A 20,088-nucleotide genomic window follows, 5' to 3' on the forward strand; every position below is an offset into this window, starting at 1 on the left:
AAGGAGGTTGGGAACATTGCTTAATTTTATCTTTAAACGATTACTTTACATCGTACTTGCAATGTACTTAATTATTACAGCGACGTTCTTCTTAATGCAGTTAGCTCCTGGTAGTCCGTTCGCGAGTGAACGTGAATTACCACCAGCGATTGAAGAACAATTAAACGCAAAATATGGTCTGGATAATCCTTGGTATATCCAATATAAAGACTATTTAGTAGATACCATTACATTTGATTTTGGTGAATCTATGAAGTATAAAGGACGCTCAACGAACGATATTATCGCAGAGAGTTTCCCTGTTTCACTTGCTTTAGGTTTAGAGGCAATGATTTTAGCCATTGGTATGGGGGTTTTACTAGGAGTTGTCTCCGCCCTATATCACAATAAATGGCCAGATTATGCCGCAACAATTATTGCGATTTTAGGTATTTCTGTACCATCGTTCATCTTAGCTGGTTTACTACAGTACTACTTATCATTCCAAGCAGGCTGGTTCCCAGTTAGTGGTTGGAAAGGCTTTACGTACACAATCCTACCAGCGTTAGCGATTGCAGTTACACACGCAGGTTTCATCGCGAAGTTAACGCGTTCTAGTATGTTAGAGCAAAACAATAGCGAATACGTAAAATTAGCGCGTGCGAAAGGTCTTGGAAAATGGACAATCGTATTCAAACACTCATTACGTAACGCATTATTACCAGTTGTTACGTACCTTGGTCCATTATTTGCCGGGGTTATTACAGGTAGTTTCGTTATCGAGCAAATCTTTGCCGTACCAGGACTTGGTCGCCACTTCGTAACAAGTATTACAAACCGTGACTACACAGTTATCATGGGTACGACCGTATTCTATTCATTAATTTTATTAGTAGCGGTATTAATCGTTGATATTTTATACAGCGTGATTGACCCTCGTATTAAATTGAAAGGAGCGAAAAAATAATGGCTCAAAACGAACAGCAAATTCCAAAAGTGTCACCTGACATGTTCGAAGTGGTTGGCCGTTCTGAAAATACGGACGCATTATCGAAAAAACAAGTGTCTTATTGGAAGGAAGTATTTTATCGCTTCTCTCATAACAAATTAGCTGTTATCGGCATAGTACTATTAATGCTTATCGCAGGCTTTGCGATTATTGCTCCAATGCTTTCTTCTTACACATATGAACAAAACGTTGGTTTATACAACACAGCACCATCTGCAACACATTGGTTTGGTACAGATGACCTGGCACGTGATATTTTCGTTCGTGCTTGGGAAGGTGCTCGTATTTCTCTATTCATCGGTATTACTGCCGCAGTGATTGATTTAATTATCGGTGTGCTGTGGGGTAGTATTGCTGGACTTGCAGGCGGACGCGTAGATAATATTATGATGCGTATCGCCGATGTGTTAACAGCGATTCCATACTTACTTGTGGTAATTATCCTACTAGTAATTATGGAACCAGGTTTAGTGCCAATGATTATTGCCCTATCAATTACAGGTTGGGTCAACATGGCGCGTATCGTACGAAGTGAAGTATTAAAAATCAAAAACCAAGAATACGTGCTTGCCGCGCGTACGTTAGGTGCAAACCAATGGCATATTATTAAGCGTCACTTAATTCCAAATGCTATGGGTGCGATTTTAGTAACAATGACAATGACAATTCCAAGTGCAATTTTCACTGAAAGTTTCTTAAGCTACTTAGGTTTAGGTGTACAAGCACCATTAGCCAGCTGGGGTACAATGGCCTCTGAAGGTTTCAAAGCACTTCAATCTGCACCATGGCGATTACTGTTCCCTGCAGCTTTAATCTCAATTACGATTTTCGCCTTTAACGCAGTTGGAGACGGCTTACGTGACGCACTTGATCCGAAATTACGAAAATAGGAGGCGTACACTATGAAGAAAAAAGTATTAGAAGTAAAAGACTTACGTGTCAATTTCAAAACGTACGCTGGTGTTGTACAAGCCGTACGTGGCGTTAGCTTTGAGCTTTATGAAGGTGAAACGCTCGCAATCGTTGGTGAATCCGGTTCAGGTAAATCGGTAACGAGTAATGCCCTTATGAAATTAATTCCTCAGCCACCTGGCATTTATGCCGGTGGTGAGATTAACTTTAACGGTCGCGACATCATTCCATTAACTGAAAAAGAAATGATGAAAGTACGTGGTAACGATATCGCGATGATTTTCCAAGATCCAATGACGGCTCTTAACCCAACGATGCGTATTGGGAAGCAAATTACAGAAGTGATCATCAAGCATAATAAAGCAGGTTCTAAAGAAGAAGCCAAACAACGTGCGATTGAGTTACTTGATCAAGTAGGGATTCCCTTCCCAGAGCAACGTTACAAATCATACCCTCACGAATTATCAGGTGGTATGCGTCAACGTGTCGTAATCGCGATTGCCCTTGCAGCGGATCCGAAGCTATTAATCGCTGACGAACCAACGACTGCACTTGATGTAACAATCCAAGCCCAAATTTTAGAGCTAATGAAAGAAATCCAAAAGAAATCAAATACGTCGATTATTTTCATTACCCATGACTTAGGTGTTGTAGCCAATGTTGCAGACCGTGTTGCTGTTATGTATGCGGGCCAAATTGTGGAGTACGGAACAGTCGAAGATATTTTCTATAACCCACGTCACCCATATACTTGGGGCTTACTAGGCTCAATGCCAGACTTAAACAACTCATCAGATGAGCTACTAATGGCGATTCCTGGTTCCCCACCAAACTTAATCGATCCACCAAAGGGTGATGCATTTGCTGCTCGTAACGAGTTCGCGATGAAGATTGACTTTGAAATGGAGCCACCAATGTTCCAAGTATCGGATACGCACTACGCAAAAACGTGGTTACTGCATCCTGATGCACCAGAAATGCCAATTCCTGATGCGGTAGCACGCCGTATTCAAGGCTACAAGCAGGAGGGCAACTAACATGTTAGAAAAACGCAGCAAAATTTTAGAAGTAAAAGGCTTAAAACAACACTTCGGTACAGCGAAACAACCGATTAAAGCAATCGACGGCATTTCGTTTGATGTGTATGAAGGCGAAACATTAGGGTTAGTTGGGGAATCTGGTTGTGGTAAATCAACAACAGGTCGCTCAATTATTCGTCTATATGACATCACAGAAGGTCAAATCAACTTTAAAGGCCGCGACATTTCAGAGTTAAAATCACGTAAAGATTTACTACAATTCAATCGTGAAATGCAAATGATTTTCCAAGATCCATACGCGTCGTTAAATCCTCGTATGACAGCTGGTGAATTAATTGCAGAAAGCTTTGAAATTCATGGTCTATATAAAAACAAAAAAGAACGCCAAGCGCGCGTTGGTGAATTACTAGAAGCAGTTGGTTTAACACGTGAGCACGCGAACCGTTATGCCCATGAGTTTTCAGGTGGTCAACGCCAACGTATTGGTATTGCGCGTGCACTCAGCTTAGATCCAAGCTTTATCATTGCCGATGAGCCGATTTCAGCACTAGACGTTTCCATCCAAGCGCAAGTCGTTAACTTATTAAAACAACTTCAAAAAGAGCGTGGGTTAACTTACCTGTTCATCGCCCACGATCTATCGATGGTAAAATACATTTCAGACCGTATCGCGGTAATGTACCGTGGGAAAATTTTAGAGCTAGGTTCGGCGGATGAGATTTACAACAATCCAATCCATCCTTACACGAAGTCTCTTTTATCTGCTGTCCCTCAGCCAGATCCTGCCTATGAAAAAGGGCGCGTGCGTATTCCATACAAGCACGTAGAGCATGACCCAGCAGCAGAAGTAGTCGAAGCACGCCCAGGTCACTTCGTCTTCGGTACAAAAGCACAAGCAGAAGAATGGGCTAAGTAGAAAATTTATGCGCCCTTTCAGCTCCGTGAGCCATTGGAGGGCCCGACGTAAAAGTAAACGTTCTACCACTTTTGCAGGAGGGTTCGAAATGTCCGAGGGGCTAGCGCATAAATCTAGACACTGCTAAAAACAAAGTAAAAACTCCTTCACGAGGCAATTGTGAAGGAGTTTTCTATATATAAGGCAAATTTCCAAAATCGTAGTTTTCTAAGCTCATGTCCGTTGTACTGCGTTCCGGGGCAGGCTTTGCGGGCGGCGTGGCTTCAACTAAATATTCTATGCCTCTTGCGGTGGCATAGAATATTGGATTTTCCGCGCACGCTTAATCGCCAAGGAGTCCGCCGCCTCGCGTAAGCGCATGCGGCTTAATTTCTGCTTTTACTTTATATCGAGAGCAAAATTTTGAATTGGCGGGCCTCGCATGCGGCATTAGAGAAAGTGGTAGAGACACGTACGACGTGACTCTAACGCTTTCATGCCGTTGCCCGCCAATAAAAGTGCAAAACTTTATACGAAAAGCTTTTATTTAAAAAGCTTCTGACGTCGTTTTTGCTTGCATGTGTAGTGTTAAGTAGTCAGGGCCGCCTGCTTTTGAGTCTGTGCCTGACATGTTAAAGCCGCCAAATGGTTGATAGCCTACGATTGCGCCTGTGCAGCCACGGTTGAAGTATAAGTTACCTACGTGGAATTCCTCACGCGCATATTCTTGGTTCATACGGTTTGATGTAATGACCGCGCCTGTTAAGCCGTACTCCGTATTATTGGCAATCGCAATCGCTTCTTCAAAGTTTTCCGCTTTTGTTATTGCAACAACAGGTCCGAAGATTTCTTCTTTCATAATACGCGCTTCTGGTGCCACATCGGCAAACACGGTTGGATTTACGAAGTAGCCTACTGAATCGTCTGCTGTACCCCCAGCGACTAAGCGACCTTCACCTTTACCGATTTCAATGTAATCATTAATTTTTTTGAATGCCGCAGCGTCGATCACTGTTGCCATGTAGTTTGAAGGATCTGCTGGGTCACCAATTGTTAACTCTTTTGTTAGTGCTTCCACACGGTCTACCACTTGATCGTATACATCTTTCACGATAACAACACGTGAACATGCAGAGCATTTTTGACCTGAGAAGCCAAATGCTGATTTCACGATTGATTGTGCCGCTAATTCTAAATCTGCTTCCTTGTCGACAACAATTGTGTCCTTACCGCCCATTTCAGCGATGACACGTTTGATCCAAATTTGACCTTCATTTAATACCGAAGCACGTTGGTTAATACGTAGACCAACATCACGTGAGCCTGTGAATGAAATGAAGCGTGTTTTCGGATGGTCTACTAAATAGTCCCCTACTTCAGCACCGCTACCCGGTACGTAGTTGACGACACCTTTTGGTAAGCCGGCTTCTTCTAGCACTTCGATAAATTTATAGGCAACAACGGGAGTCGTTGATGCTGGTTTTAATAACACCGTATTCCCTGTAACAACAGCTGCTACTGTAGTACCTGCCATAATAGCGAATGGGAAGTTCCATGGTGAAATGACAATACCAATCCCTAAAGGAATGTAGTCATAACGGTTGTATTCATTTGGACGGCTTTCTACTTTGCGGCCATCCTTCATTTCTAGCATTTGGCGACCATAGTATTCTAGGAAATCGATTGCTTCTGCTGTATCCGCATCAGCCTCGTTCCATGGCTTCCCTGCTTCTTTTGTTAGCCAAGCAGAAAACTCATGTTTACGACGACGAATAATCGTTGCCGCTTTAAATAATACGTCTGCACGGATTTCAGGCTTTACTTTTTTCCAAGATTGAAACGCCTTATCCGCCTCTTGCATCGCTTTTTCAGCTAGCTCTTGTGACGCCTTTGATACAGAACCAATCATTTCTGTTTTCTTTGCTGGGTTATATGATACGATTTTGTCTTCTGTTGTGATGCGCTCACCACCAATAATGAGTGGATATTCTGCGCCAATTTGTGACTCTACCTTTTTCAATGCTTCTAAATATGCTTGCTTGTTTTCTTCTACCGAAAAATCTGTAAATGGTTCGTGCTTATAGTTAATCATCTGTCCATTACCTCCGATATAAAAGTGCAATATTATTTTGCATAAAAGTGTATTTCTTAATTCGAATTATGCAATATAATAATGCTTAATGCAATAATTATTTCTTAAAAGCAAAAAATCTCTCATTCATGCTAAAATAATGCTAAGGGGGCAAAAGCGCATGAAACAGCTAGATATCTCTAGTGTCTTTGAATTTATGATTGAAAAAATTGAAACTGGGCTTTGTGCCATAGATGAAAATGGACGTGTGGTTGTGTACAACAAAAAGATGCGTGAACTAACAGGTGAATCACTCGAAGACATTACGCAGCGTTTTTTATCGCAATCGCTCGACTTTAACTTAGAGCAAAATATGCTTCAAAAAGTGTTAGCCTCTGGTAAAAGTTTTAAACATGTTAAACAAACGTTTTGGAATGCGCGCGGCGAAGAAGTGACGATGATTAATGACTATTATCCGTACACGTTAAGCAACGGTACAAAAATCGCCATTCAATTAGCGCGTGACATTACACAGCAAGAATTTTTAATGGATCGCCCGCTTAGTCGTTACGGTGCGCCGTTAACATTCGATATTATTACCGCCGTCTCAAAATCGATGAAGCAAGTCATTCAGCAAGCAAAAATTGCAGCGCTTGGTCGTATCCCGGTTATGCTCGTAGGTGAATCAGGTACTGGTAAGGATATGATTGCTGAAGGCATTCATCATGAGCTACAAGAAAAAAACGAACGCTTTGTCACACTCATTTGCCGACGCAATGAAGAAACCTTACTTGCGCAAATTGAAAAATATATTGCCAAAGAGAAAAATTATACGTTTTTTGCCGAGCGTATTGAATTTTTATCAAGCAGTGCACAGGAGCGTATTATTGAGCTCCTTGAACTGTATACCGATCGCAATCACGTATTTGTGGCGAGTATCGGTGAAGACCCGATTGATTTAATTCAACAAAGTCGCCTTTCAAAAAACTTGTATTACTTATTTTCAAATTTAACGATTCAAGTGCCCGCCCTGCGTGAACGTCGCGAAGATATTAAACCATTTGTTGATGATTATTTCATGCGTCGCCGCAAGGATTATGGCATGAGCGTCAAAGGACTTTCACCAGATGTTGAGGAAATTTTCTTAACATACGACTGGCCAGGTAATTTAAAAGAGCTTGAAGTGTTACTTGATGATATTAGTGCGTTGTTAACAAATGAGGAATATGTGGAAATGGCGCACATTCCCGCTTACTTCAAGTGGAAGCTGAAGCAAACTGAGCCTGCAACGACAGAAGCTGAGCAGCTATTTGATTTCTCGCAGCAGGAATTGCAACCACTTGATGAGTATATGCGTAAAGTAGAAGATCATTACATTAGCCATGCGCTTCAACTAAATAACGGAAATATTTCTCAAACCGCTAAGGCATTAGGCATTCACCGACAAGGCTTACAGTACCGCTTGAAGCGTAAATAACCAGCTGAATTGGAAATTTCATATGTAATTTCAGACAAGAGTGACACATCCCCATTGTGTCGCTCTTGTTTTTTTGATTGTGCACAATTATTTTGCACTTGATAGTTTAATCGCTTTAATTAGAATTTTCATGTATAAGAAAGATATTTCGATAAAATTTTTATTGTCACAACCTGTTGATATTACTCAGTTTTTCTTTTTCACAAACCCTTAGGCCATCAAATTCTATTTCCAATTTTGATTTTTTGTTTTATACTCACCTCAACGTATTCAAAAACTAATTTTTAACCGAGGAGGAGTATTCAATATGTCATTAAAAGATTTTTTTATCGCACTTTCTGAAAATCAAACGTTAAATTCTGCAGCACAAAAATACGGCTATCAGCTTGGGGCGCAATCTGTGGTTGCAGGCACAAATATTGATGAAGTGGTAGAAAGCATTAAAGAATTAAACGCACAAGGCATTGCATGCACGGTTGATAATTTAGGTGAATTTGTTTTTGAAAAAGAAGCGGCCCTTGCAGCAAAAGAGCAAATTTTAGCAGTCATTGAGCGCATTCATAGCGACAATTTAAATGCACATATTTCATTAAAACCATCTCAATTAGGGTTAGATATTGACTTAGATTTCTGCTATGAAAACTTAAAAGAAATTGTCGCCTTAGCAAATAACTATCAAATTTTTGTGAACTTTGATATGGAAAACTATGCGCGTCTTTATCCTTCATTTGATTTATTAGAACAACTAAACGCGGAATACGGCAATGTTGGAACGGTTATTCAAGCTTATTTCTTTGAATCAGATGACAATATCGAGCGCTTTAAAGACTACCGTTTACGCTTAGTGAAAGGCGCTTACAAGGAAGATCCATCGGTGGCCTTCCAAGATAAGTTCGATATCGACCGCAAATTTATAGCACAAATTGAATATCATTTATTACATGGGAAATTTACGTCCATTGCGACGCATGATCATAATATTATCAATCACGTAAAACAATTCGTGAAGCAGCACGACATTCAAAAAGATAAATTTGAATTCCAAATGCTTTACGGTTTCCGCACAGATATGCAGCTAAGCCTTGTTAAAGAAGGGTATAACTTCTGTACGTACGTACCGTTTGGTGAGGACTGGTACGGCTATTTTATGCGCCGTTTAGCAGAGCGCCCTCAAAATATTAATCTCGTAACAAAACAAGTGTTTAACAAAAAAACAAATACACTTTTAGCAGTAGCTGCTGGTGCATTTTTAGTTGGTCGCTTAACGAAAAAAAGTAAATAATTGCGCGGAGGTGCTACGAGATATTGCGTTGACGGGGGTCTATTGATTCATGCTAAACTAAGCAAAAACTTATCAATAAAGGAGCTGTTTTCATGTCGGATTACAGTTATCAATTATTGGCAATTATCATTTATATGATTGCGATGCTTGGTATTGGCTGGTATGCCTTTCGTAAAACAAGTAACTTAACAGATTATATGTTAGGTGGACGTGGACTTGGTGCTACTGTTACTGCATTAAGTGCGGGTGCTGCAGATATGTCGGGCTGGCTGTTAATGGGACTGCCTGGTGCCATTTATTTATCTGGTCTTGTTGAAGCATGGCTTGCCATTGGGTTAACAATTGGTGCCTATTTAAACTGGTTATTCGTAGCGCCGCGCTTACGTGTCTATACACAAGTAACGAACAATTCTATTACAATTCCGAGTTATTTAGATAACCGTTTACGTGATCAAACGAAACTATTGCGTATTGCATCAGGGATTATTATTTTAGTATTCTTTACGTTTTACGTATCGTCAGGAATGGTGTCTGGCGGGAAATTCTTTGAAAGCTCATTCGGTATGGACTATCATACAGGGCTCTTATTCGTATCAGCCGTAGTCGTTGCGTATACGTTATTTGGCGGGTTTTTAGCAGTAAGTTATACGGATGTTATTCAAGGGTTAATTATGGTTGTTACACTGATTGCCGTACCAGTTGTAGGAATTTTCTTGACGGGTGGAATTGGTGAAACCGTCGATTCGATTAAAGCCTTTGACCCTGATATGTTCAACCTACTCCCTGCTAGTGCAACAGCAGCGATGATAATTTCATCACTTGCTTGGGGACTTGGTTATTTTGGTCAGCCTCATATTATCGTGCGCTTTATGGCGATTAGCTCGGTCAAAGAAACAAAGTCTGCACGCCGCATCGGTATTGGCTGGATGATTTTCAGTTTACTTGGAGCAATGGCGACAGCTCTTGTAGGCGTTGCATACTTCCAACAGCAAGGCACAGAACTGAAGGACCCAGAAACGGTATTTATCGTCTTAGGTCAAATTTTATTCCACCCGTTTATCGCGGGGATTGTGCTTGCAGCGATTTTAGCAGCGGTCATGAGTACGATTTCTTCACAGCTAATCGTAACGAGCTCTGCTTTAATTGAAGATATGTATAAAGCATTATTTAATAAAACCGCATCGGATCAACACTATGTATTTTTAGGGCGCTTAGCCGTATTATTCGTCTCGATTTTCGCGGCGGTTGTTGCTTGGAATCCAGAAAGTACAATTTTAGGGCTTGTTGGTTTTGCATGGGCTGGCTTTGGTTCAGCGTTTGGACCGATTATTCTATTATCACTATTTTGGCGTAAGTTAACAAATTACGGCGCACTTAGTGGGATGGTTGCCGGTGCAATGGTCGCATTCGTATGGGGCCGTACAGAAAGCTTAGCAAGTCAGTTATATGAAATCGTCCCCGGCTTCTTTACCTGCCTTATTGTGGCGATAGTTGTGAGTTTGATTACGTATAAGCCGAACAAGGATATCGAGCAAGAATTCGATGAAACCGTGCGTATTTTAAACGAAGAACGAAAATAGTAAATAACGGGGCTGTTCGGAAAATACTTATTTTCTCGACTTCTCCTTAAACTAAAAAATCCATTAAATGGTATAATGCAAGCGTAGTTGGTTTTTAGCGACTGCGCTTGTATTTTATTTTATGGAGGTTTTACAATGCATCTATCGCAATTATTCCCTTCCCTTAGAAAACATACAACCTACCCACTACTCCAGCAAACATCGACGACGATTTTCTACGATGCGTCAAATCATTGCTGGTATGAAATTGATAAAAGTGAAATTTCCTCGCGTGATACTTTATTTTTAGCGCAATTTTTACAGCAAGCAGATAGCCAAAATCCGTGGTACTTACTATTAACACAAGGTATTGTCCCACCGAATTATACACAGTCAACTATCCGTGTTTTACAATATACGACAAAACATAATACGACACAGTTACGCTATGCGATTGAACTGTATTTCATGAGTGACGCTTTACTCGTTGAAGCTACCCCTAAAACCTTTTGGATCATCTTACTAAAAGAATATAGTGTTCAGGAATTAGAAGGGTTTATGGCTATTTTAGAAAACGATTTTTTCATGTATGGGCAACTATTTATCGGGCAACCGCTCATGATTTCACATACAGCTCATACACTGTTCTCGGTTGAACAGCTTATTTTCCAGCGAATTCAGCGCTATCACTTAACATCGATTTATACATTTACGCATAGTATTGTTTTTTTACTCCCTAGCTTTCTGCAGCTACCTATTCAACACTACCTAACACAGTTAACAACTGATTATTTGAACGAGGAGCTGATTGAAATTATTACGGTTCTCTTTAGTCATAACGGCAATATTTCCTCGAGTTCGAAGGCACTACATGTTCATCGTAATACTTTACTTTACCGTATCCAGCGCTTTTTAGATGAAACTGCGCTCGATTTGAAAACAAGTGAGGACTTATTAATTGCCTATTTGGCTGCGCAATCAGTTAAATTGACGAAATTATTGCAATAACTTTTGGCAGTTTGCCCAAAGCCATAAATATCCTTTTTCTTTATACTTAATGGTACGAAGGGAGAGGTTTTTTATGTTAGATTTTGATCACATTGTTAAACGTTATCCAGATGGCTATGTTGCGGTAAAGGACTTTCATTTACAAGTAGAGCCAGGCGAATTTATTGTATTAGTTGGTCCTTCTGGCTGCGGAAAATCGACAACCCTACGAATGGTTGCTGGTCTTGAAACTATTTCTGATGGTGAGTTACGTATTAAGGGAAAACGTATCAATGAAGTAGAACCAAAAGACCGTGATATCGCCATGGTATTCCAAAACTATGCGCTCTATCCACATATGAACGTCTATGAGAACATGGCATTTGGTTTGAAGTTACGTAAAATTTCCAAAAGCGAAATCGATAAAAAAGTACGTGAGGCTGCAGCTATTTTAGGCTTAAGCGAATTATTAGATAAAAAACCAAAGTCTCTATCGGGTGGGCAACGGCAGCGTGTTGCTCTAGGACGTGCCATCGTACGTGATGCGAAGCTATTTTTAATGGATGAACCATTATCAAATTTGGATGCAAAGCTACGTGTACAAATGCGTTCTGAAATTACTAAGTTACATTATCGTCTAAATACAACAACACTTTATGTAACTCACGATCAAACAGAGGCGATGACTATGGCAAGCCGTCTTGTAGTTATGAAAGACGGTGTTATTCAACAAATCGGTACCCCGCGTCAAGTATATGATACACCTGAAAATGTGTTTGTCGGGGGCTTTATTGGCTCACCTGCCATGAACTTTCTACGCGGCAAGGTAGTCGGTGATTATTTTGAAATCGGCAAGGAGAAAATTCGTGTTCCTGACCAAAAATTAGCTATTTTAAAAGAGCAAAACTATGTAAATGGCGAAATTATTTTAGGGATTCGCCCTGAGGATATTAATGATAACTTCGATGTGAATACCATTGATTCGGACAATAACATTTCAGCAACTGTACAGGTAAGCGAATTAACTGGAGCTGAAACCATCATTTATGCAACAGTTGAGGACCAGCAATTTGTCGGTAAAATTCACCCAGATGCAGATATCACAATGGGGCAACAGCTTAACTTAAACTTTAACTTAACAAAGGCTCATTTCTTTGATCCAACTACAGAAGCACGAATTCGTTAACGTAAAAAGGTGTCGTAAAAGTTCAATTAGCTTTTACAACACCTTTTTAATTTTTTACAGTAACGCCGCGCCAATTAACCCGGCATTTCCTTTATTGATGCTCGCTTGCACGCGTCCCTTTTTGTGCTCGAAAAATGGAAGGTTAAAGTAGCTATCGACAAGCTGGCCAATTTCATTTACTAGCTGCGGATGATGATTCATGACCCCACCACCTAATACAACAACCTGTGGATCAAGCAACAATATAAAGCTATGGATTTTTTGTGCAAGTTCTCGTTGCCACTGCTTGATAACGGCTGTTACCACTTTATCTCCGGCATAATATTGCTCGAAAAATTTCTGTAGCGTCTCCGTACAGCCTGTTTCACGCTCTAACCATTTTGTTAAACCTGGACCTGAACATTGTTCTTCTAAATAAGTACCTGTCGATGTAAGTGAAAAACCGATTTCTCCTGGAATTCCTGCGCCACGTAAAAATTGCCCTTCATGAATCGAACAACAAGCAATGCCCGTGCTCACCGTAATGTACACAAACGTTTCTTTTTGAAAATGACGGATTTTATATTCTCCATTTGCTGCAGTCATCATATCCGTTTCCATTAAAACTTTCGAGTTCGGATAAATCGCCTGTAGTCTTTCAACAAGCGGGAAATCTCGCCACGGCAAATTTTCTTGATGCACTACGATTCCGCGATGCAAATCTAAAATACCGGGTAGTCCTACCACAACTTTCACAACTTTTCCTTCTCGCTGCTTTAACAATGTTGTAAATCCTTCAATAATCGATTCAAACAATGTTTCCGATTGCTGTGGGCTTGTAATTTCTAGCTGTTGCAGCAAAGTTTCTGGTTGCTGTGCACTCGATATAGCGAGTGCGAGTTTCGTTCCACCGATATCAGCGCTTAGTATCCACACATTCAGCCACCTGCTTCACATAAATCCCGTAGTTTTTCCAAACGTTATAGCCTAGCTTTTCATAAAAGATAATTAAATCGGTCCAGTCGATAAACAGCGTTTGTTTACCGCGCTGCTGTAAGTAATATTCCGCCGCTTCAACAACCGCTCTTCCTAAACCGTACTTGCGATAAGATTCCGCGATGCCTAGGGGACCAATCCCGCCTAGCTGTTCAAACTGCTCAGCCCAGTTGTAGTTCGGTCCTTTCCACGCACTATGCTCATCATTAATACGACAAAAGCCTACGATTTCTCCAGCCCATTTTACAACGACGTAATCGCGACCGGTTCCACCCTGTGCAAAGTAATCATGTGCTTCAAATGTCCAGCGCCCTGGGAAAGCCTTTTCGATAAAAGCAAGAAACGCTTGCTGTTCCTCTTGCTTTAAAAGCACAAACTCGGCTTGTTCGTTAATAGGTAATGTAAAAGGGGCTGTAACATTTTTTATAAAATCAACACTTTCAACGAGTCGCTTAAAGCCTTTAGCCTGCGCAAATTCCACACCCGCTTGCTCTGCTAGCGGTACACCACATACTAGATGCCCTACATCACCACCAAGTTGAATTTTTGTTACCCCTCGTTCGGTTAATGCACGCTCTGCATATTCATAAAGCTCTGTCGCGATCTTTTGACGACGATAATCTGGATGAACAACTAGCATTTGAATCCAACCATGCGCTTTGTTTAACGTGATTCCATGTGTATCATGCCACATTTTTGCAATCACAACGCCTACAATTTGACCGTCCTGCTCCTTTACCGCACTACCTTCCTGTAGAACAAAGGGTGACTGCCATGTGTTTTGCTCTAATAAACGGTCTGTTAGTTGTAAATCAGGTAAGCAGGAATTCCATAAATTTAAAATTGCTGTATGATCATTCTTTGACAATGTTTTCAACATTTATATGCTCCCTCCAAACGTTTCTTCCATCCTACGAATCGGGTCATCATTAATAGACATATCCCACTCAACGACGTGTCCCTGCTCCAGTAGCTGCTGCTTTAATTGCGCATACGTTACATGCTGTACTGCTGTTTGCTGCTCAATTGCGAGCGCGGCTAACGTACCGGCCACTTGCCCAAGCATCATAAATACCGGTTCCATACGAATCGAGCCATACGCAATATGAGATGCACTAATACAAACGGCGACAATTAAATTGCTACACTGCTGTTTTTTTGGTAGTAACGCCCGAACATCAATTGCAAACGGCTTCACTGGTATTTGAATATCCCCTTCATTGACAACTCGACCGTTCAGCACAACCCGGCGGCAATGGTGTGAATCCATATGAAACGATGCAACCGCGATTGGCTGCTCACAAATTTGTCGTTGTAGCGCATGATGTTCAGTCATACAATAGTCCGTCAGTAGACGACGCGCCTCACGAATATAAAGTTGTCTTGGCCAATGATGCGTTTCGATAAATTCATCTGCCGCTAATCCCCACTCAGCAACCTCTTGTCTAATTGCTAGAGGCACCTTGGCGTCATTTGCCAAAAAGTAAAGCAGGCCAGCAATATATGTCACATGCTGTTGGAAAATCTCTTCTCGCTCTTGATAACTCGCATCGGGAAATGCATAATTCATGCCAATAAAATCTGTAGAAAACGCCCCGTGATTATTTAAATCCGTTTTGCCATTCATTAACGGCGTATGCAACTTCATCGCATCCCAATGACCTGCCTCCAAGTAGCGTAATAATAACGCATAATGCTCGCGTTGATAATTACGTGGCTTTGGAAACGGAACCTTATGATCTTTTGTTAAGCACATCCGAAAATTGTACGCTTGAATGCGTGCATCACCAGCGCCATTTTGTTCTGTTACCACTTCGTCACTAATCCCGTACAGTAAGCCACTTTCAGGCTGACCCTCAATTTTATATGGATCGATAAAGCTTTCAAATTTATGGTGCTGCGTGCCAAACTGAACGCCATTATAAATTTCCTTATACACAGTTCCTGCCTCACGCCCAACGATATACGACACACCTGCATGGGCTAATAAATCCCCTTCATAGCTCGCATCGATAAATTGCTGCGCCGCATACGTTGTGCCATCTGTCATTACAACCTGTTGAATAACGCCATCCTCTTTATCAACACTAGCAATAAATTGCTCTTTTTGTACATCGATTTTAAGTTCACTTAACCAATCTCGAAAAATTTGCTCCGCTACATGTGGTTCAAAGCGCGTGCATTTTTCCACGTTGTAATACTTTGCAAGTTCATCGTAAAACTTTTTTGCTAAGCCACCTAATGCCCGCTCAGTGCCTAAATCCGTTGCTCCTAAGCCGCTCGTTGTCATGCCACCGATAAACCGACTACATTCTGCAATGCGCACGGAGTAGCCCTGCTTTTTTAACGTAATCGCTGCCGTTATGCCTGCTGGTGTGGCACCATATACGAAAACATCCTGCTTAAAATGACAGTCACGTACCTGCTTTTCACGATAATAATAAACCGAATCCCACATTATAAAGCCTCCCAACGTTTCTTCGTCACAGCAACTACTTGCTTTAAAGCTTCTACATAATGAATAAGTGGGGCTTCTGCTTTGGCTTCATTTAATAATCGTTCAATGGCTGTTAACATATCTATAACTTCTTTCTTAGCTACAGGATTGTTCGCTTCCACAACACGACTTGGGAAAAATTCAGCGTTATAGCGACTATTTTGTGCTAGCTGCTGTTCAATTTGCTCAGCAAGCTGCTGCATGGGCAATGAAAGTAAATACGGGATTGTTTTTAGTTCTTCCCACAAAGAACGCGCAAAAATAATGTTATTCAGTTGTTGATACTGCTGATAATCATAATTTCCCATATGTGGCTGCGCCTTTGACACTTTATGTAATGGCACAACTAAATTAACGAGCCCATCACAGCCCGCTTGCTTATAGTGCTCCACATCAACAGCAATGCGTTTAAATAATAATGGGAATAACTCACTTAGCATAAAATGATCACTATAGTATTCAAATACAGTGATATCCTTTTGTGTCGCTTGTCGCCAGTCTATTAAGCTTTTCCATGCACGTAGATCTCGCTCATTTTCATAGCTTTTTGTGTAATCACGTCCCCAATAAGCATATAAAATATCCGTTGTGCCTACTTGCTGATCGTTTCGTTCGAGCATTTCCCAACTTAAGCCTGCGTTATAAACGATATGCTCGACCTTTATGTCCAGTTGCTCGCTTTCCAGTGCTTGCTGAAGCTTTTCCGTAAAGGAAATATAGCGTGTCAAAAATTGAACAGCTTCCTCACCCTTAGCGCCTACATCCTCTGGCCATAGCGATATGCGGCGAATAACAGGTTGCTGCTGACAATACGCGACGATTACTTGAATAACCTGCTGTTGTGCTTTGTCATCTTGTAAAAAGTCATGATTATTAATCGCGTGCGCGGCTGTAAATTCAGTTTCCTCGCCAATTAAATCATTTACCGCACCATCCGCCGCCATTTTTCCAGACACATTTAATCTATTCGCCTTGGCAATTAAGTAACGTAAACTATGCCCACCTAGCGTTACGTTAATGCCTCGCTTTTCAATATCCTCTAGTAAAGCATCCTTCACTTCATCCCATAAGAAAAAGGTAAAGAATACTTCATTTAAGCCATTTTTCGTCCCTACATCAAGCATGCTTTTTAAAAATGGGACATCATCAATCGTTTCAAATACATTGCCTCGGCGCGCAAATTTCGGCAACCCGATATAGTGCTGTGAAATGCCAGCTGGTGAGATTTTTTTCGGCTGCTGTAAATCAAAAAACACCAGTCCTTCTACCTTTTCAAGAAAACGATACACTCCGTATAAAAGTGCGCGGCTTGAATTGCCTCGAATGACATAGTGCTGTGGATGCTCTATTATTTCAAAGGAATCAGCCATCTCACCTACTGTATGGTGCTCTAGCTTAATCCCTTTTTCCCCTGTGTAATAACGCGTTAATTCCTCACTCGCAAACTGCTCGATTTTTTGCTGTAAGCTAGGTGATTTGTCCATCTCTTGCCCCCCTTTTGCTACTAGCTATTTAACATAAAGGATACCCAGCAACCGAGTATCCTTTCGTTGAACTTATAATGTTACGGCCTTTTTCGCGTCATTTGATGCATAGGCCTTTAAAGCAATTTCCAATGATTTCAAGCCATCATAGCCTGAAATTAGCGGATTTTGTTTGTTTTCTATCGCCTTTAAAAAATCGACAATTAAGTCAAAGTCCGTATCGTTTCCACTATAAAGATGAGTGAGTGATTTTTGATCCTTACTGTAAACATTCAGCTTTTCGTTGAAGACATCTACCTTTCGTGTTGCCTTTGTTCCAATTACTTCAATCATGACATCGCCCCAAGTTGGGAATTGCGGAAAGCGCGACCAACTGGCGTCATGCGAAGCAACGACGCCATTTTCAAACACAATCGTCATAATGCCCGCATCATCTGTATCTAGCTCTGTAAAATAGCGATTGGCAAATGCACTTACTTCCATAGCTTCACTGTCTAAATACCAACGCATAATATCAACCATATGTACGGTATGGTCTAATACCGCGCCGCCACCTGCAAGCTGTTCATCAATAAACCAACCACCTGGATTTTGTCCGCGATTTGTTGAGCGAATTGCGACAATGTCCCCAAGCTCACCTGCATCAATTGCTTGCTTTAAATCGCGAATTGGTGCGCTATAACGCACAGGATAGGCAATTGAAAGCTTTACACCGTTTTCCTCACAAGCTGCAATCATTTCTTCTGCATCTTCTAGTGTTGTCGCAATCGGCTTTTCACATAAAATATGCTTTTTTGCCTTCGCTGCAGCAATGACCATTTCCTTATGCAAAACATTTTCACTACAAACGAGCACAACATCGATAGGGTTGGCTAAAAACTGTGTTATATCCGCAAAAAATGGGACATCGTACGCTGTACTTGCTTGCTGACCACGCGAAAGATCCGTATCATAAATTGCCGTTAAGGTTGCTGACGGTATACGTCTTATCGCATCGGCATAGCTCGTTGCGTGAATATGCGCAAAGCTCATAATTCCGATATTCATAGCTGTTCACCTCTTTGTAGTAGTGCTAGAATTGCCTCGTACTTTTGCTCATAGCTTGCATCCCAACTAACCGCATGTGCCGTAATCGCCTCAATATTCTGATATAAATTCAGGTTATTGTCTCGATCACCTGTCATTTGTGCACTATCAAATTCTACAAGATGCTGATGGCTGCTCCATTCAAATTCAATACGTGCTTCACCTGTCATATATTCTAAATGCAGCATTAACTGATTTCCTAATTCACATAAAACAATGACATAGCGTACACCACTAATTTCGTTCGATCGGACCGTCACATGACGTGCTGCACCAAACCATTCGACTAATGCGAGCAGATCTTCTTCAATTGAAAAAGCTTCGTTCATTGTGCGACGAATACGTAGCACACCCTTTACCGTGTCATGGGCCGCAATTAACCCCTTTACTTGCAGTGAAAAGGAATATGACCATAAATCAAAGTACACAAACCCTTCACGGATATTTTGTGAAAAAGGCTTATAGGCTTCCTTTGTTGGTTGCTGCACAAGTGTTATCGTATTCGACTCCTCGCTACTTTGAGACGTAAATTGATAAAACGACGAATGCCTTAATTGTTTATTATTGGCTAAAACTAGTTGTACCATCTCATCACCTACAGTTTAATTTCTTGACCCGTTGCTGCGGATTCATAAATTGCACATAACATTTTCATTATCTCCACACCATCTTCTACTGGTGAAATCGGCTGTGTTCCTGTTAAGCAGCATGTGACAAAATGATGAATCTCGTTCGTAAATGCGCCTTCAAAGTCAAAACCTAACCTATCAATTTGTGGTGTCACATTTAAAATCGTATCGTGACGTTCTTGCACAATAACGAGCTCTGGTTCAATTTCTGCACCACCTTTTTCCCCGTACAACTTCACTGCTATTTCATCTTGTTTCGCCTGTAGGGTAAAGCTCACGTCAACAAATAAGGATGCACCATTTTCAAAGCGAATGAGGGCATTTGCTAAATCCTCTACATCATTTAACTCCGCATTATAGTCTGCTGCCTTATAAAATGATAAGTTTTCGATGTGCGCACGGTTGCCTAACTTTCTATATGTATTTCCTGTTACAGACACCGGCTTTGGCTTGCCCATCAAATACCAGCAAAGATCTATCATATGCACACCTAAATCCATTAACGGCCCGCCACCTGATTTTGAACGATCACTAAACCAGCCGCCTGGATTACCTAAGCGACGTAAGCACGAAGCCTTTGCATAATAAAGCTCGCCTAACTCATCAGCATCAATGAATTTTTTTAATACAGCAACATTCGAAGCAAATCGGCGTACATAGCCCACTTGTAAAATTTTATTGGATTGTTTCACCGCTTCTTGAATTGCATAGGCTTCATCTAACGTTACGCTAAGTGGCTTTTCAAGCAACACATGCTTGCCACTTTCTAGTGCTTTAATCGCTAATTGTGCGTGCGAGTTATTCCACGTACAAATGCTAACTGCATCGATTTCTTCATTTGCGAGCAATGCATCCACATGTGTATAAAGCTTCGTCACCTGATACGTTTCGCCAAGCTTTTGCAGTCGTTGTTCGTTGTGATCGCAAATAGCTAAAAGCTCGACCTGTGGATGTGCAAAATATGGACCTAAATGAAATTGTGAAATCGAACCGCCACCAATAACACCAACTTTTAACATG

17 protein-coding genes are annotated in these 20,088 nt (G+C 41.1%); 9 read left to right on the plus strand and 8 right to left on the minus strand.

The features are described from left to right. Positions 1-16: 16 nt before the first annotated feature. From NSQ62_RS18570 to NSQ62_RS18585, 4 genes are read left to right on the plus strand one after another with little or no spacing between them, the layout of a single operon-like run. The gene (locus NSQ62_RS18570; protein ID WP_341321549.1) at positions 17-946 is read left to right on the plus strand and encodes an ABC transporter permease; all 930 of its coding nucleotides are present in this window, start codon (positions 17-19) and stop codon (positions 944-946) included. Next, positions 946-1,878, plus strand: coding sequence for an ABC transporter permease (locus NSQ62_RS18575; protein WP_341321550.1), 933 nt, complete (start codon positions 946-948; stop codon positions 1,876-1,878). Before NSQ62_RS18570 ends, NSQ62_RS18575 begins: the two co-directional genes overlap by 1 nt. Positions 1,879-1,890: 12 nt before the next feature. Next, positions 1,891-2,937, plus strand: coding sequence for an ABC transporter ATP-binding protein (locus NSQ62_RS18580; RefSeq protein WP_341321551.1), 1,047 nt, complete (start codon positions 1,891-1,893; stop codon positions 2,935-2,937). Between the two features lies 1 nt (position 2,938). Next, positions 2,939-3,856 carry an ATP-binding cassette domain-containing protein gene (locus NSQ62_RS18585; RefSeq protein ID WP_341321552.1) on the plus strand — a complete coding sequence of 306 codons (918 nt, stop codon included), beginning with the start codon at positions 2,939-2,941 and terminating at the stop codon, positions 3,854-3,856. A gap of 526 nt (positions 3,857-4,382) precedes the next feature. Here the strand turns inward: NSQ62_RS18585 and pruA are convergent. Then, complete coding sequence (gene pruA, locus NSQ62_RS18590) at positions 4,383-5,927, minus strand: L-glutamate gamma-semialdehyde dehydrogenase (protein WP_341321553.1); 1,545 nt, start codon at positions 5,925-5,927, stop codon at positions 4,383-4,385. Between the two features lie 160 nt (positions 5,928-6,087). On the opposite strand from pruA, the gene NSQ62_RS18595 reads away from it, so the two are divergent. The 5 genes from NSQ62_RS18595 (at position 6,088) to ugpC (ending at position 12,397) form a co-directional block, all read left to right on the plus strand. Further along, complete coding sequence (locus NSQ62_RS18595) at positions 6,088-7,383, plus strand: sigma 54-interacting transcriptional regulator (RefSeq protein ID WP_341321554.1); 1,296 nt, start codon at positions 6,088-6,090, stop codon at positions 7,381-7,383. 307 nt (positions 7,384-7,690) lie between these two features. Then, entirely contained in the window at positions 7,691-8,665 is a 975-nt protein-coding gene (locus NSQ62_RS18600) for a proline dehydrogenase family protein (protein ID WP_341321555.1), read from the plus strand. 92 nt (positions 8,666-8,757) lie between these two features. Then, a complete protein-coding gene (putP, locus tag NSQ62_RS18605) occupies positions 8,758-10,245 on the plus strand; it encodes a sodium/proline symporter PutP (RefSeq protein ID WP_341321556.1) in 1,488 nt (495 codons plus the stop codon). 135 nt (positions 10,246-10,380) lie between these two features. Continuing rightward, positions 10,381-11,232 (plus strand): helix-turn-helix domain-containing protein, encoded by an 852-nt coding sequence (locus NSQ62_RS18610; protein WP_341321557.1) that lies wholly within the window; start codon positions 10,381-10,383, stop codon positions 11,230-11,232. A 73-nt stretch (positions 11,233-11,305) separates the two neighbouring features. Continuing rightward, entirely contained in the window at positions 11,306-12,397 is a 1,092-nt protein-coding gene (gene ugpC, locus NSQ62_RS18615; RefSeq protein ID WP_341321558.1) for a sn-glycerol-3-phosphate ABC transporter ATP-binding protein UgpC, read from the plus strand. A gap of 54 nt (positions 12,398-12,451) precedes the next feature. Here ugpC and NSQ62_RS18620 read toward each other — a convergent pair whose 3' ends face one another. The 7 genes from NSQ62_RS18620 to NSQ62_RS18650 all read right to left on the minus strand — a co-directional run bounded on the left by NSQ62_RS18620 (position 12,452) and on the right by NSQ62_RS18650 (position 20,087). Next, positions 12,452-13,312: an ROK family protein gene (locus NSQ62_RS18620; protein WP_341321559.1), complete on the minus strand. Its 861-nt coding sequence runs from the start codon at positions 13,310-13,312 to the stop codon at positions 12,452-12,454. Beyond that, positions 13,293-14,252 carry a GNAT family N-acetyltransferase gene (locus NSQ62_RS18625; RefSeq protein WP_341321560.1) on the minus strand — a complete coding sequence of 320 codons (960 nt, stop codon included), beginning with the start codon at positions 14,250-14,252 and terminating at the stop codon, positions 13,293-13,295. Before NSQ62_RS18625 ends, NSQ62_RS18620 begins: the two co-directional genes overlap by 20 nt. Beyond that, the gene (locus tag NSQ62_RS18630; protein WP_341321561.1) at positions 14,253-15,830 is read right to left on the minus strand and encodes an FAD-dependent oxidoreductase; all 1,578 of its coding nucleotides are present in this window, start codon (positions 15,828-15,830) and stop codon (positions 14,253-14,255) included. Then, the gene (locus tag NSQ62_RS18635; RefSeq protein ID WP_341321562.1) at positions 15,830-17,353 is read right to left on the minus strand and encodes a hypothetical protein; all 1,524 of its coding nucleotides are present in this window, start codon (positions 17,351-17,353) and stop codon (positions 15,830-15,832) included. Before NSQ62_RS18635 ends, NSQ62_RS18630 begins: the two co-directional genes overlap by 1 nt. Before the next feature lie 72 nt (positions 17,354-17,425). Further along, the gene (locus tag NSQ62_RS18640; RefSeq protein WP_341321563.1) at positions 17,426-18,400 is read right to left on the minus strand and encodes a Gfo/Idh/MocA family oxidoreductase; all 975 of its coding nucleotides are present in this window, start codon (positions 18,398-18,400) and stop codon (positions 17,426-17,428) included. Further along, positions 18,397-19,026: a peptide ABC transporter substrate-binding protein gene (locus tag NSQ62_RS18645; protein ID WP_341321564.1), complete on the minus strand. Its 630-nt coding sequence runs from the start codon at positions 19,024-19,026 to the stop codon at positions 18,397-18,399. The genes NSQ62_RS18640 and NSQ62_RS18645 overlap by 4 nt, the downstream gene beginning before the upstream one ends. An 8-nt stretch (positions 19,027-19,034) precedes the next feature. Next, positions 19,035-20,087 (minus strand): Gfo/Idh/MocA family oxidoreductase, encoded by a 1,053-nt coding sequence (locus tag NSQ62_RS18650; protein ID WP_341321565.1) that lies wholly within the window; start codon positions 20,085-20,087, stop codon positions 19,035-19,037. Position 20,088: the final 1 nt, after the last annotated feature.

The organism is Solibacillus sp. FSL H8-0523 (assembly GCF_038051985.1).
In the GTDB taxonomy this organism is placed as follows: domain Bacteria; phylum Bacillota; class Bacilli; order Bacillales_A; family Planococcaceae; genus Solibacillus.